This window comes from Pseudomonas sp. GM78, from assembly GCF_000282475.1.
In the GTDB taxonomy this organism is placed as follows: domain Bacteria; phylum Pseudomonadota; class Gammaproteobacteria; order Pseudomonadales; family Pseudomonadaceae; genus Aquipseudomonas.
Map to the genome: position 1 here is coordinate 69304 of NZ_AKJF01000120.1, position 13663 is coordinate 82966.

Sequence of the window (13663 nt, forward strand, 5' to 3'; positions counted from 1 at the left end):
CCTAAAATAAGTACGGAGAATCACCATGAAACCTTCGATGGCATTAAAGCCTCTGGTTTTCGCAATTGCTGCGGTCATGGCTGTTGCTGTACAAGCTGGGCAAAACGATCGGCGTGGTAACCATCACAACGGCGGACACCACACCCCTCCTGCAAAAATGATCCCTATCAGTGCGACTGCCAATGCTCACGACAGACAGAGCAGCACCAACAACCGCATCTGGAATGAAGGGGTAGAAAACTCGGCCGAGATGAGCAGTTCGGCCCAAGGCGCAAGCGGCAACGTCGGCGTCAACGTGGCGGCAGGTAACGGCAACCAGCAAGACAACGCCGCCGCCATCGCCAACGCAGCCTCCGACAACGCCGCGATCGACAACAGCTTCGTGTTCGGCAGTGCCACTGCCAACGCTGAAGTAAGGCAAACCAGCAACCGTAACTACGTCAACAACTTCGGCGTAACCAACACTGCCACGATGAGTGGATCCGCCGACGGTAGCAGCGGTAACGTGGGTGTCAACATTGCTGGCGGCGATCTGAACCAACAGAAAAACACCATGGCAATTGCCAATACCAATGCTCCACTCGGTAGCGCAAGAGCCACCGCCTCCGCCAATCAAGACGGTCCTGGCCTCGTTGTGAATAACACCGCTGACCGGACCTATCGCGTAGATACCATTACGGTTACCAAAACCGCTAGTGGTAGTGCCTCTCGCGAGAAGTCCTTCGAAGCCAGCGGCAGTCAAAGCAATTCGTCGAGCTGGGCCGCTGCCGGTTCCAAGAACTCTAGCTCCAGCGGTTCCTTCAGCCTGGATGCAAGCGGTTCCAAAAGCAGTAATGCAAGCGGATCCAACAGCAGCAGCGCAAGCGGTTCCTTCAGCCTGGATGCAAGCGGTTCCAATAGCAGCGCTGCAAGTGGTTCCAACAGCAGCAGTGCAAGCGGTTCATCGAGTGCTTCTCTGAATGCTTCCCTGGACGCGACCCTGGATGCTGCGGCGGCGGCTTCCCACTCCACTACCGTCAACAACGGTTTTGGCGATCGCACCCGCAGCAGAGAGTCCGAGGCATCGCTTAGCGCTTCGCTTAGCGCAACGCTTGACGTGTCGGTAGACAAATCGTTCGACAAATCGCGCGAATCCTCGTTCGACAGATCGCGTGAATCTTCGTTCGACAAGTCTCTCGACGTCTCGTACGACAAATCCCGTGAATCCTCGTACGACAAATCGCGCGATTCCTCGTTCGAAAAATCGTTCGACACTTCGTTCGAGAAAGCCAACGCATCGTCGTATGACAAATCGGGCAGCAAGTCGTCCGAATCCGAGTACGCAAAAGCGAAAAGCTGGAGCGAAAGCAGCTCGTATGATTTGAGTAACACCTACTCTTATCAAGTGCTGACTCCAACCGGCTGGGCCAACCCTGTGACCAACACTGCAACCCTGAGCGGTTCGGTGAACGGCGGCAGCGGCAACCTGGGTGTCAACGTGGCTGCTGGTGTGGGCAACCAACAAAGCAACTCGCTGGCCATCTCCAACCAATCGTTCTAATGCTGTCTGCAGAGGCCCCCGTCCGGGGGCCTTTTTAAACCCAACCAGAAGGCGTCCCACCATGCGTATTATCGCCTTGGCAATCTTGCTTTGCGTGTCCAGTGTGATCGAGGCTGCACAGCTGCCGCTGTCCGTCCTGCCGGGCGGTGCGCTGGTGTACAAGCCGATCCAGAGCGTACGCGAGCGCAAATTTGCCGACCTGGTGCAACAGAAAACCGACTTCAGTTGCGGCGCCGCGGCGCTGGCGACGATCCTGCGCCAGGCCTACTGGCTGGACGTAGACGAAGAACAAATCATCGAAGGCATGCTGTCACACTCCGATCAGGATCTGGTCCGCGTCCAGGGCTTCTCCATGCTCGACATGAAGCGCTACGTGGAAAGTATCGGCATGCGGGCCCGTGGCTACCGGGTATCACCGGAATCCTTGAAAGAGATCAAAATTCCTGTGGTGGTACTCCTGGACATCCGTGGCTACAAACACTTTGTGGTCATGCAAAGAGTCCAAAACGACTGGGTCTATATCGGCGATCCGGTACTGGGGCATAAACGCTACAAAATCGATGACTTTATCAAAGGCTGGAACGGCATCATCTTTGCCGTCATCGGCCAAGGCTACGACAAAGCCAATGCGTTGCTCGACCCGCCCCTGCCACTGACCGCCAAAAACCGCGTCAACACCTTCAGCCCGGTACAGGACGCGGAGTTGATGGATTTCGGATTCATTCAAAGCGACTTCTTCTAATAACAAAAGGAGCACGACGCTCCGGGAGTATCCAATGAAGACTCCAATCTGGCTGGCCGTGGTCTGCCTGGCCGCCAGCCTGCCAATCCATGCAGAAATATTGAAGCCCATTGAACTGAACGACCAGGAACTGGCAAGCCTGCGCGGTCGTTATGTCATGCCGGGGCGGATCATCAGTTTCGGCATTGCCATGACCAGCACCTGGCAAAACGCCAACGGTGAAGTGATCGGGGCAACTTCCAGGATGCAGATTCAACAATCGACCATCAAGCCACAGTTCTATGTGACGATGATCGACGAAAAAGGCAATGGCTCAGCGCGTAGTCAAACCCCTGGTACTGGCACGGGTACCGTCACGGGCGGCGCCGGCCTGAACAGCACCGAAGGCGTCACTCAAGTCGTGCGGGCTGCCGGCGATAACAACAGTGCCTACAACAACGTTGATATCAACGTCACCAAGGCCAGCCAGGCGCCAGCCACGCAACAACAAGGCCAGGCACTGGCCGCGGGCTCGACCTTGGTCGGTTCCAATGGCGCGGGCTCGCTGAGCGTTTCCTCGAGCGGTACGGGCGTGCAACTCAACATCGTGGCCAACAACAACCAGGGCAGTACCGTACAACGCCTGGCCCAGGGTGGACTGATGCAGAACACGACTTTGCTCGGCAGTAGCAACCAGGTCAGAAACCTCACGTCCTTCAATGTCGTGCTGCGAGACAACGTGGCGACAGCCAGCTCGCTGAACGGCAACCTGGACCAGCTCAAAGGTCTTCGCACTCAAGGATTCTGATCTACGCTCAGTCTCATCATCTGTAGTCAGAAGGGACGGCTAACCCATGCACCGATCGTTAACGTTTAGAGTTATCGTCTGTTTGAGTAGCCTGGCACCGGCCCCATTGCTATACGCAGCACCGGACCCCCAGGTCGAAGCACTAAAACAAGAACTCATGGAGTTGAAACAGCGGTACGAAGCACAACAGAACGCGTTGATGGTCCTTGAACAGCGCGTTCGCCAAGTCGAAGAAGCACCGGCGACACCCGCACCCAAACGCCTGACCAAATCCCCCGCCGAAGCGCCCAGAAGTGGCCAGACGGTGGCTGCCGGCGCGCCCGGGACCACCGGTAGTTCCTACGGGCAGTCGCTCAAGGATGATTCGGAGCCGGCGCAAAGCGTTTCCAACCTGTACGACGAGGCCAGCGGGTTCTTTGGCGGTGGCAAGTTCAGCGTCGAAACCGGCCTGACCTACACCCACTACGATACACGTGCGTTGACACTCAACGGTTTCCTGGCACTGGACTCGATTTTCCTCGGCAATATCAACCTCGACCGCATCAAGGCGGATAACTGGACCCTGGACCTGACCGCCCGCTACAACGTAGCCCAACGCTGGCAGTTCGACATTAACGTGCCCGTGGTCTATCGCGAATCGACGTATTCTTCCGGTGGCGCCGGTGGCGCCGCCAACGGGGTTTCAGACGAAACCGTTACCCGCGACCCGGCCATTGGCGACATAAACGTTGGCGTTGCCTACAAGTTCCTCGATGAATCGGCCAACCTGCCCGACGCAGTGGCGACACTGCGAGTCAAGGCGCCGACCGGGGAGGACCCTTACGGCATCAAGCTGGTCGAAGTCCCGGGTAACGATAACCTCGCAGTACCCGAAGACTTGCCTACCGGCAATGGTGTCTGGTCGATCACCCCGGGTATCTCGCTGGTCAAGACCTTCGACCCGGCCGTATTGTTCGGCAGCCTGTCCTACACCTACAACATGGAGGACTCTTTCAGCGACATCAGCCCTACGGTCAACACCAAGGTACCCGGGGACGTGAAGCTGGGCGACTCCTGGCAGATCGGCGCCGGTATTGCGTTCGCCTTGAACGAGAAGATGAGTATGTCGTTCTCGTTCACCGACCAGTTCGCCCGTAAGAGCAAAATCAAGCCGGACGGCGGCGATTGGCAATCGATTTCCAACAGCGATTACAACTCGGCCAACTTCAACATCGGCATGACCCTGGCCGCCACCGACAACCTGACAATCGTTCCCAACCTGGCCATCGGCCTGACCGACGACTCGCCGGACTTCTCCTTCAGCCTGAAATTCCCGTACTACTTCTGACCCACGACAAGACCCCGTTGCGACTTCAATCGCAACGGGGTTTTTGCGGTTATATCTTCTGTAGGAGCCAGCGGGCGGCGATCCGACTTGCCGGCGAATGACGCGGTGCAACAGGTAAACCGCAGCGTCTGGTTCGCGGGCAAGTCGGATCGCCGCCCGCTCGCTCCTGCAGGCGAAGTACGATGGCGCGGTGCGGCAGGTACACCGCAGCGGCTGGTTAGCGGATCTGATGCTTGTGCAACAACCGGTAGAAAGTCGGCCTGGATATCCCCAGCACCTTGGCGGCGATGCTCAGGTTATCGCTGTGGCGGTTAAGCACATCACACAGGGCCTGGCGCTCTGCCCGGTGCTTGTAGTCTTCCAGCGTGCCCATCGGCGCGGCAATGGCGTGATGGCTGATCAGCCCCAGGTCTCTCGCTTCGATCTGCCGGCCTTCGGCCAGCACCAAGCCGCGACGTACCCGGTTGGCCAGTTCGCGCACATTGCCCGGCCAGTCATGCTTGCCCATGGCTATCAGGGCGTCTTCACTGAAGCTACGCGGACGGCGGCCGGTTTCACGGCTATAGAAATGGGAAAAATGGTTGGCCAGCATCGACAAGTCGCCATTGCGCTCACGCAGGGGCGCGGTCGCGACTTGCAACACGTTCAGGCGGTAATACAGATCTTCGCGAAAGCTTTTCTTCTCGATCGCCGCCTCGAGATCAACATGGGTTGCCGCCAACACCCGCACATCCACGGGAATCGGCTGACTGCCGCCCACCCTCTCGATGTGTTTTTCCTGGAGGAAGCGCAACAGGCTCGCCTGCAGTTCAAGGGGCAGATCACCGATCTCGTCGAGAAACAGCGTGCCGCCGTTGGCCGCCTCGATCCGCCCGACCTTGCGCTGATGGGCGCCCGTAAAGGCGCCTTTCTCGTGGCCGAACAGTTCGGACTGGATCAGGTGCTCGGGAATGGCCCCGCAATTGATCGCGACAAAGGGTTTGCTATGGCGCAGGGATTGTCGATGCAGCGTGCGGGCCACCAACTCTTTACCGGTGCCGCTTTCACCGCGAATCAACACCGGCGACTCGGTGGGCGCCAGCTTGCTCAGTAATTTGCGCAGTTCGCGTATGGGCTTGCTGTCGCCCAGCAACTCGTGCTCGGGCTGATCGATATGAACCGTGCCCTGCCCGCGCAAGCGCGCCATGCCAAAGGCCCGACCCAGCGTGACCTGGACCCTGGAGACATCGAACGGCAAGGTATGAAAATCGAAAAACCACTCGCAGACGAAGTCCCCGACATTCTGTAGCCGCAGGACATCCTGATTAAGCACGGCGATCCACTCGGTACCGCTGCGGCTGATCACCTCTTTGACCGTATCCGGATGCTCAAGATGAAAAGGCTGTAATCGTAACAAGCCCACGTCACAGCTACGATCGGCAGCGTTGTCCAGCGAGCAGCTGTCAACGTCCCAACCCACGGAACGTAATCCCGGTAACAGACGATGGCAGTCGTCGCAGGGATCCACCACTAATAGACGACGTAACGCAGGCGCTTCGCTCATGTGATTTCCTTGACGCCAAATTTTAGGATTTTTTATTAAAAACAGTCATTTGGCGGACCTGGCTGTAACGTTAGCAAGAATTTGACGGGCGCTTGTACCGTTTGACTATAGGCCTGGTACGTAAAGAGTTATAAGAAACGGGTTTTTCCAACAACCTGACGAATGTTTTCTTTCATTGCGCTTTCAACACCTGCTTGTTTGCGCGGGGATTAGAAGAAAGTTGAAATTTCTTTTGAATGTGTGTGACCTGAACCCCGGTTGCGGGCATCAGTACAAGTAACCAGCCGAACGGTAAGCCCAACCGACGGCAATTGACTTGATTGGGCCTATAGAGAGACGACCTATGAACGCCCCGCTCCGTGTCAACGAAGCTCTGCTGATTGCCGACCGCGCATTCAAACCTTTCAAATGCGTGGCCTGGGCCCCACAGGACGGTAATGGCGAACTGACCCTCACCGTGATCGACCGCACCAACAACAATATTGGACGCAAGCAGATCCCGAGCAGCGCCTATACCGATCCAGCGCAGCTCGAATGCCTGCTGCAACAGGCGCGCGCCGAGTTGAGCGAAGAAGGCTACGCACTGCAATCGTGGTCAATGCCACAATAATCGTAGGGCGGATTACTCTGGAGTAATCCGCGCCCTTCGCTGGCGTTAGTTAGCTGACTTTTAACTCCAACTGCACTTAAGACGCTTTCTTACTTGAACTTCGGCGCGCCCTTTATTCTTTGCTGGCTTGCGTTTGGTTCGAAAAGACACTGTTGTGGCACACAACGACCCTCCACCTGTTAGTTCTGACAGTTGTGCATTCAACCATTCAGGGATTGAATATTCTCTTAACAGTCGCCACCGCCCAACTTCTGGATCAGGACGACTCGCAAGGAGATGCGTGATGTCAATCCAGTCCGTTCTGGCTTTCCCCGCAACCGTCGATCATGCCGGAAAGCTCGATACCACCTTCGCAGCCAAAGGCACCGCCCAGGTGTATTTCTTCGGCAGCACCTCCAGTCTGGCCAACGACATCGCGATTGATTCACAGGGCCGGATACTGGTGGCGGCAAAGGTCGCAATGCCTGGGGGCAACCGCTTTGGCCTGGCGCGCTTGCTGAAAGACGGTTCGGCGGACCTGGCTTTTGGCAATCAAGGCAGCGTCATCGGGCAATTCGAACCGGGCTTCGAGGCCATGGCGGGCAAGGTGCAGGTGCTGCCCAATGGGCACCTGTTGATTGCGGGCCTGCAATACGAAAGCGATCACCGCACGCTTCCCGCCCTGGCGCTGTTTGACTCGCTGGGTCAACCGGTCCAGCGTTTTGGCGACAATGGCCGCTGTGTCGTGCGCCTGCCAGGCAACTTGTCCCGGGGCATGCGCGATGTCTGGCTACCCCCGGGAGTACCGGGCGCCGAGGCCTGCAGCGTCGACGTGCAGGAAGATGGTCGGATACTGCTGGTGGCCAATCATCATTTCGAACTGGCCGATCATGCCGCCATGCTGATACGCCTGAACGCCGATGGCACGCTGGACAGCACCTTCAATGGCCGCGGCTTTGTGATGGTCAGGCACCTGCTGATGAATACCTGGCTCAGCAGCGTGACGGTGCAACGCGACGGTCGCATCCTGGTGGGTGGATCGATCAACTTTCCAGAAGAAGGACTGGTGGCGCGTTATCACGCCGATGGCAGCCTGGACAGCAGCTTTGCCGTCGATGGTTTCATGAGTTTCAAGGCCAGCGGACAGGGTGCCCAGGTCAGCCAGATCGTCCAGCGGGACAACGGCGACGTGCAATGTTTTGGCAGCAGCCGCGACCCCATGCGCTGCCTGGCGCTCAAGGTGCACTCTAATGGACGCCCGGACCATCATTGCAATGGCGGCCAGGCGCACTTGCTGGAAATCGGCCACAGCGGCTGCCAGTGGACCGCCGCCCAGGTGCAGCCGGACGGCAGCGTGCTGACAACCGGCGCCACCATTGGCGGTGTCGAGGCCGACTTTGTGTTGGGTCGATACCTGCCTAACGGCGAAGTCGATGGCGATTTTGGCGACGGCAACGGATGGGTGCGCACCCGTCTTGGGCGCAGCCTCGACACGGCCACTTCGATCGCGGTGCAGGATGACCGTAACATCCTCGTCGCCGGCTATTCCCTGGACGGCAGCTATCGGGCGATCGTCGCACGCTACCTGGGTTAGTTCGATGGACTTTTCCTACGCTTGATCTTCTGTTCGGCTTACGGCAAGTTGCGCGCTTCTTAATACAAGGAGTAGCCGATGTCCGGCTCGATGGCCCAGGCGTTCGCGCACAATTTTCTCGGCAACTCACCGCGCTGGTACAAGGCCTGCATTGTCGGTTTCCTGCTGCTCAACGCCGTGACGTTATGGACCGCAGGCCCGGTGGTGGCGGGCTGGTTGCTGGTGCTGGAGTTCATTTTCACCCTGGCCATGGCCCTCAAATGTTATCCGCTGATGCCCGGCGGCTTGCTGTTGGTCGAGGCGCTGTTGCTGAAAATGACCACACCCCAGGCGCTCTATGACGAGTTGCTGCACAACTTCCCGGTGATCCTGCTGCTGATGTTCATGGTCGCGGGTATCTACTTCATGAAAGACCTGCTGCTGTTCCTGTTCTCGCGCCTGTTGCTCGGGGTGCGCAGCAAGGCCCTGCTGGCGCTGATGTTCTGCTTTTTGTCGGCGTTCCTGTCGGCGTTTCTCGATGCCCTGACCGTGACCGCGGTGATCATCAGTGCCGCCGTCGGCTTTTACTCGGTGTACCACCGCGTCGCCTCGGGCAGCGATCCGCGCCAGGACAGCGAGTACAACGATGACCAGCACCTGCCCACCCTGCATCACGCTGACCTTGAGCAATTCCGCGCGTTTTTGCGCAGCCTGCTGATGCACGGCGCCGTGGGTACGGCGCTGGGTGGCGTATGTACGCTGGTGGGTGAACCGCAGAACCTGCTGATTGGCCATGAAATGGGCTGGCACTTCGCCGAATTTTTCCTGAAGATCGCGCCGGTGTCCTTGCCGGTGCTGGTCGCGGGCCTGGTCACCTGCGTCCTGCTGGAGAAGCTGCGCTGGTTTGGCTACGGCACCTTGCTGCCGGACAACGTGCGCACCGTGCTGGCCAATTACGCCGCCCAAGACAATGCCGAGCGCACTTCACGCCAGCGTGCAGCGTTGCTCGTGCAGGGTGTGGCAGCCCTGATCCTGATTGCCGGGCTGGCCTTTCACGTGGCGGAAGTGGGCCTGATCGGGCTGATGGTGATTGTGCTGATCACCGCGTTCACCGGCATCACCGACGAGCACCGCCTGGGCAACGCGTTCAAGGACGCCATGCCCTTCACGGCGTTGCTGGTGGTGTTTTTCGCCGTGGTGGCGGTGATCCACGATCAACAGCTGTTCACGCCATTGATCCATTGGGTGCTGGCCCTGCCCGCCGAGCAACAACCGGGCATGCTGTACATCGCCAACGGCCTGCTCTCGGCCATCAGCGACAACGTGTTCGTGGCGACCATCTACATCACCGAAGTGAAACAGGCCTTCCTCTCCGGGCACATGAGCCGCGAGCATTTCGAGACGCTGGCGATTGCGATCAACACCGGCACCAACCTGCCCAGCGTGGCGACGCCCAATGGCCAGGCAGCGTTCCTGTTCCTGCTGACCTCGGCGATTGCACCGCTGGTTCGCCTGTCGTATGGGCGGATGGTGTGGATGGCGTTGCCATATACGGTGGTGATGGGCGTTCTTGGTTGGTACGCCGTGAGTTTCTGGTTGTAACAACACACCTACTGTAGGAGCTGCCGCAGGCTGCGATCTTTTGATCTTGTTGTGAAAAGCAAAGTCAAAAGATCGCAGCCTGCGGCAGCTCCTACGGGGGTTCAGCGTTTCAGGATGTATTGCTCGATTGCCAACGCAGCACCGTCTTCTGCATTGCTCGCGGTAACCAAATTCGCCTGACGCTTCACCGCCTCTTCCGCCTGCCCCATGGCGATCGACAACCCCGCCACCTGAAACATCGCCGGATCATTGCCGCCATCTCCCATTGCAGCCGTCTGCGCCAACGGCACTCCGAGGAATTCGGCCAGCGTCCTTAGCGCCTCTCCCTTGTTGGCCTGCATCGCAGTCACGTCCAGATACACCGGTTGCGAACGCGAGACCTGGGCCTGCCCTTCAACTTTTTCCAGCAACCGGGCCTCCAGCTCCACCAGCAACGCTGTGTTGTTGCTGGCGGCGACGATCTTGTCGATGCGGGCCAGGTACGGTTCGAAGCTTTCGACCACCACTGGCGGGTATCCCAGCCCGTGCTGCTCACGCGGCACCATGGGGCCGGTCGAGTCTTTCACCAGCCAGTCACCGCTGCTGAACACCCAGACATCGATCTCCGGTTGATCGGCGAACAGCGCCAGGGTCGTCAACGCCGCGGTGGCCGGCAAGTAATGCGCGACGAGCAAACTGCCGTCGGGATGAACGAGGGTGCCGCCGTTGAAGGCTGCCGTGGGCAGGTCGACACCCAAGGCCTCGATCGTCTGCAACATGGCCCTGGGTGGCCGTCCCGTGGCCAGGCTGAACAACACGCCGGCCTCACGCAACGAACGGACCGCATCGATGGTGCGCTGGCTCAGGCTGTGATCGGGCAACAATAACGTGCCGTCCATGTCACTGAGCAGCAAGCGGATGGATTGTTGCGACTCGCCACTCATCCGAGGCCGTGCCAGACGCGACCATCGCGTGCCAGCAGTTCTTCGGCGGCTTTAGGTCCGTTTTCACCCGCGGCATAGGTCTGCACGCTGGCATCCTGCTGCCAGGCGTCCAGGAAAGGCTGCACCGCACGCCAGCCGTTCTCGATGTTGTCAGCGCGCTGGAACAAGGTCTGATCGCCGGTCAGGCAGTCGTAGATCAAGGTTTCGTAGCCGGTGGACGGCTGCATTTCAAAGAAATCCTTGTAGGCGAACCCCAGTTCGATATTGTCCATCTTCAGGGCCTGGCCGGGCCGTTTGGCCAGCAGGTCGAACCACATGCCTTCGTTGGGTTGGATCTGGATGCGCAGGTACGTCGGCGCCAGCTCATCGACTTCGGTATCGCGGAACTGCGCATAAGGCGCAGGCTTGAAACAGATGACGATCTCGGTGTCACGCACGCTCATGCGCTTGCCGGTACGCAGGTAGAACGGCACGCCAACCCAGCGCCAGTTGTCGATCATGACCTTGAGGGCCACATAGGTTTCGGTGTTGCTGTCAGGCGCGACCCTGTCTTCCTGGCGATAGCCCGGCAGGGATTTGCCATCGACGTCCCCCGCGGTGTACTGACCCCGCACCGAATTGGCCCGGGCCTCTTCCACCGACCAGGGACGTATCGCGCCGACTACCTTGGCCTTTTCGCCACGGACCGCGTCGGCGCCAAACGCAGCCGGTGGCTCCATGGCCACCATCGCCAACAACTGGAACAGGTGGTTGGGCACCATGTCCCGCAGGGCGCCGGTGTTTTCGTAGAAACTGCCACGGGTTTCGACGCCGACGGTTTCGGCGGCGGTGATTTGAACGTGGTCGATGTAGTGATTGTTCCAGAAGGCTTCGAACAGGCTGTTCGAAAAGCGACTGATGAGAATGTTCTGCACAGTCTCCTTGCCCAGGTAATGATCGATCCGGTAGATCTGCTTTTCCGTCATGACCTTGAGCAGACAGGCGTTTAAGGCCTCGGCGGTTGGCAGGTCGGAGCCGAAGGGCTTTTCGATCACCACCCTCCTGAATGCTTCCGGGTTTTCCTCGAGCAAACCGGATGCGCCGAGACGACGCACCACTTCACTGAAAAAACGTGGCGCGGTGGCCAGGTAGAACACCGCATTGCCAGTACCGCTGTCGGCGATTTTTGCCGCCAGCGCTTTATAAGTGCTGTCGTCCAGGAAATCGCCCTGGACGTAGCTGATGCCTTTGGCGAGTTTGGCCCACAAGTCTGGATCAAGGGACTGATCGCCCTTGCCGACTTTGCCGGCCACCTCGCTGCGAATGAAGTCTTCGAGCTTCCTGGCGAAGCCTTCATCGCTGATGGCGTTGTGGTCAACGCCGACGATCCGCAGGCCATCCCCGAGTAAACCGTCGCGCTTGAGGTTGTACAGCGCCGGCATCAGCAGGCGCTTGACCAGATCACCGTGGGCGCCGAAAAGGAACAGCGTGGTAGGTGGCGCGGGTTCAGTCTTGGATTTCCTGCGGATCCCGTGGGTCATTTTTTCGCAGTCTCCACATGGCCGCCGAAGCCGAAGCGCTGGGCCGAGAGGATCTTGTCACCAAAGGTGCCTTGCCCACGGGAACGGTAGCGCGAGAACAGAGCGGTCGTCAGCACGGTGGCCGGCACTGCTTGCTCCATGGCTGCTTCGACGGTCCAGCGACCCTCTCCGCTGTCCGCCACGGAACCGGAGTAACCGTCGAGTTTCGGATCGCTGGCCAGGGCGTCGGCAGTCAAGTCCAGCAGCCAGGACGACACCACGCTGCCACGACGCCAGACTTCGGCAATGTCGGCGACGTTCAGGTCGAAACGTTGGTCTTCCGGCAGCAGGGTGCTGGATTTGGTCTTGAGGATGTCGAAACCTTCGGCGAAGGCCTGCATCATGCCGTATTCGATGCCGTTGTGGATCATCTTGACGAAATGCCCGGCGCCGGCGGGACCTGCGTGGATGTAACCGCGCTCGGCACGGTCGTCATCGGATTTGCGGTCCTTGGTGCGCGGGATATCGCCCATGCCCGGAGCGAGGCTTTCGAACAGTGGATCAAGACGCTTCACGGTCTCGGTGTCGCCGCCGATCATCATGCAATAACCGCGCTCCAGGCCCCAGACGCCGCCGGAGGTGCCGACGTCGATGTAGTGCAGGCCTTTTTCCGAAAGCGCCTTGGCCCGGCGTATGTCGTCCTTATAGAAGGTGTTGCCGCCGTCGATAATGGTATCGCCGGCTTCGAGCAAGGTGCTCAGGGTGTCGATGGTGTCTTCGGTCGGTGCGCCTGCCGGCAGCATGACCCACACCGCTCGTGGTTTGGCCAGGCCATCAACCAGGGCCGGCAGATCGGCGACGCCGGTGGCGCCATCGCTGCTCAAGGTATCGACGAAGGCGGTATTGCGGTCGTACACAACGGTGGAATGTCCGTTGAGCATCAGGCGCCGCGCAATATTGCCGCCCATGCGGCCCAGTCCAATAATCCCGAGTTGCATGTGCTGATGCTCCCTACTACAAATAAATGTGTGTCAAAGGTTATAGCCCAACGCGACTCATGAGGTTAGTCCAGAGCGTTGGCGTGAAGTTTCCGGGCATTGTGCCCGATCCTGATGGATAACGTCGGGAATCGTGCCGAAGACACAACGACCATGAAAAATAAAAAAGTTCCCTTCGGGGGCAAAAGAAATCAAAATTGGCGCCGATAGTAGATCAGCCACCGATTTCGGCGGCCAACTACAGTTGAGACACGCCATTTGCGAGGTGAGCAATGGGCACAGTACACACCGCACTGCCAGCACAAACCCTTTACGTCACTATCCGTCGCGATGAATTGCGTCAGTTGAAAGACGAGCGCGACCAGTTGAAACAGGAGCTGGCGCAACTGCGCTTGCTGACCCAGGGCGAACAGCCCTTGCCACTGCCCCAGCGGGCACCTCACGCCTGATCTTCCCGCCCAAGCCGGAAGCAGCCCTGCACTGCTTCCGACACGCCATATCCCCCCTTTACTCCCGGCAACTCACGAAGTTTTCACATTC

General features: G+C 58.9%; 12 protein-coding genes. 8 read left to right on the plus strand and 4 right to left on the minus strand.

The features are described 5' to 3' along the window. The first annotated feature begins 25 nt into the window (after window positions 1–25). The 4 genes from PMI35_RS12600 to PMI35_RS12585 all read left to right on the plus strand — a co-directional run bounded on the left by PMI35_RS12600 (window position 26) and on the right by PMI35_RS12585 (window position 4396). Complete coding sequence (locus PMI35_RS12600; protein ID WP_008061362.1) at window positions 26–1540, plus strand: hypothetical protein; 1515 nt, start codon at window positions 26–28, stop codon at window positions 1538–1540. A gap of 61 nt (window positions 1541–1601) precedes the next feature. Next, on the plus strand, window positions 1602–2282 hold the full coding sequence (locus PMI35_RS12595) for a C39 family peptidase (protein ID WP_008061363.1): 681 nt from the start codon (window positions 1602–1604) through the stop codon (window positions 2280–2282). 34 nt (window positions 2283–2316) lie between these two features. Next, on the plus strand, window positions 2317–3069 hold the full coding sequence (locus tag PMI35_RS12590) for a hypothetical protein (RefSeq protein WP_008061364.1): 753 nt from the start codon (window positions 2317–2319) through the stop codon (window positions 3067–3069). Between the two features lie 46 nt (window positions 3070–3115). Continuing rightward, complete coding sequence (locus PMI35_RS12585) at window positions 3116–4396, plus strand: hypothetical protein (protein WP_008061366.1); 1281 nt, start codon at window positions 3116–3118, stop codon at window positions 4394–4396. Window positions 4397–4613: 217 nt separating this feature from the next. On the opposite strand, the gene PMI35_RS12580 is transcribed toward PMI35_RS12585, so the two are convergent. Continuing rightward, window positions 4614–5939, minus strand: a complete 1326-nt coding sequence (locus PMI35_RS12580) for a sigma-54 dependent transcriptional regulator (protein ID WP_008061367.1) — start codon at window positions 5937–5939, stop codon at window positions 4614–4616. Between the two features lie 343 nt (window positions 5940–6282). Here PMI35_RS12580 and PMI35_RS12575 point away from each other — a divergent pair, with 343 nt between their 5' ends. The 3 genes from PMI35_RS12575 to nhaB all read left to right on the plus strand — a co-directional run bounded on the left by PMI35_RS12575 (window position 6283) and on the right by nhaB (window position 9703). Further along, window positions 6283–6549 carry a hypothetical protein gene (locus PMI35_RS12575; RefSeq protein WP_008061368.1) on the plus strand — a complete coding sequence of 89 codons (267 nt, stop codon included), beginning with the start codon at window positions 6283–6285 and terminating at the stop codon, window positions 6547–6549. Window positions 6550–6832: 283 nt separating this feature from the next. Beyond that, on the plus strand, window positions 6833–8122 hold the full coding sequence (locus PMI35_RS12570) for a delta-60 repeat domain-containing protein (RefSeq protein WP_008061369.1): 1290 nt from the start codon (window positions 6833–6835) through the stop codon (window positions 8120–8122). Between the two features lie 78 nt (window positions 8123–8200). Further along, window positions 8201–9703, plus strand: a complete 1503-nt coding sequence (gene nhaB, locus PMI35_RS12565; protein ID WP_008061370.1) for a sodium/proton antiporter NhaB — start codon at window positions 8201–8203, stop codon at window positions 9701–9703. 101 nt (window positions 9704–9804) lie between these two features. Here the strand turns inward: nhaB and PMI35_RS12560 are convergent, their stop codons facing one another. The 3 genes from PMI35_RS12560 to gnd are packed head-to-tail and all read right to left on the minus strand — an operon-like array spanning window position 9805 to window position 13123. After that, a complete protein-coding gene (locus PMI35_RS12560; protein ID WP_008061371.1) occupies window positions 9805–10626 on the minus strand; it encodes a Cof-type HAD-IIB family hydrolase in 822 nt (273 codons plus the stop codon). Then, window positions 10623–12146, minus strand: a complete 1524-nt coding sequence (gene zwf / locus PMI35_RS12555) for a glucose-6-phosphate dehydrogenase (protein ID WP_008061372.1) — start codon at window positions 12144–12146, stop codon at window positions 10623–10625. The genes PMI35_RS12560 and zwf overlap by 4 nt, the downstream gene beginning before the upstream one ends. After that, window positions 12143–13123 carry a phosphogluconate dehydrogenase (NAD(+)-dependent, decarboxylating) gene (gene gnd, locus PMI35_RS12550; protein WP_008061374.1) on the minus strand — a complete coding sequence of 327 codons (981 nt, stop codon included), beginning with the start codon at window positions 13121–13123 and terminating at the stop codon, window positions 12143–12145. Before gnd ends, zwf begins: the two co-directional genes overlap by 4 nt. 272 nt (window positions 13124–13395) lie before the next feature. On the opposite strand from gnd, the gene PMI35_RS34970 reads away from it, so the two are divergent. Then, the gene (locus tag PMI35_RS34970; RefSeq protein WP_008061376.1) at window positions 13396–13572 is read left to right on the plus strand and encodes a DUF6026 family protein; all 177 of its coding nucleotides are present in this window, start codon (window positions 13396–13398) and stop codon (window positions 13570–13572) included. Window positions 13573–13663: the final 91 nt, after the last annotated feature.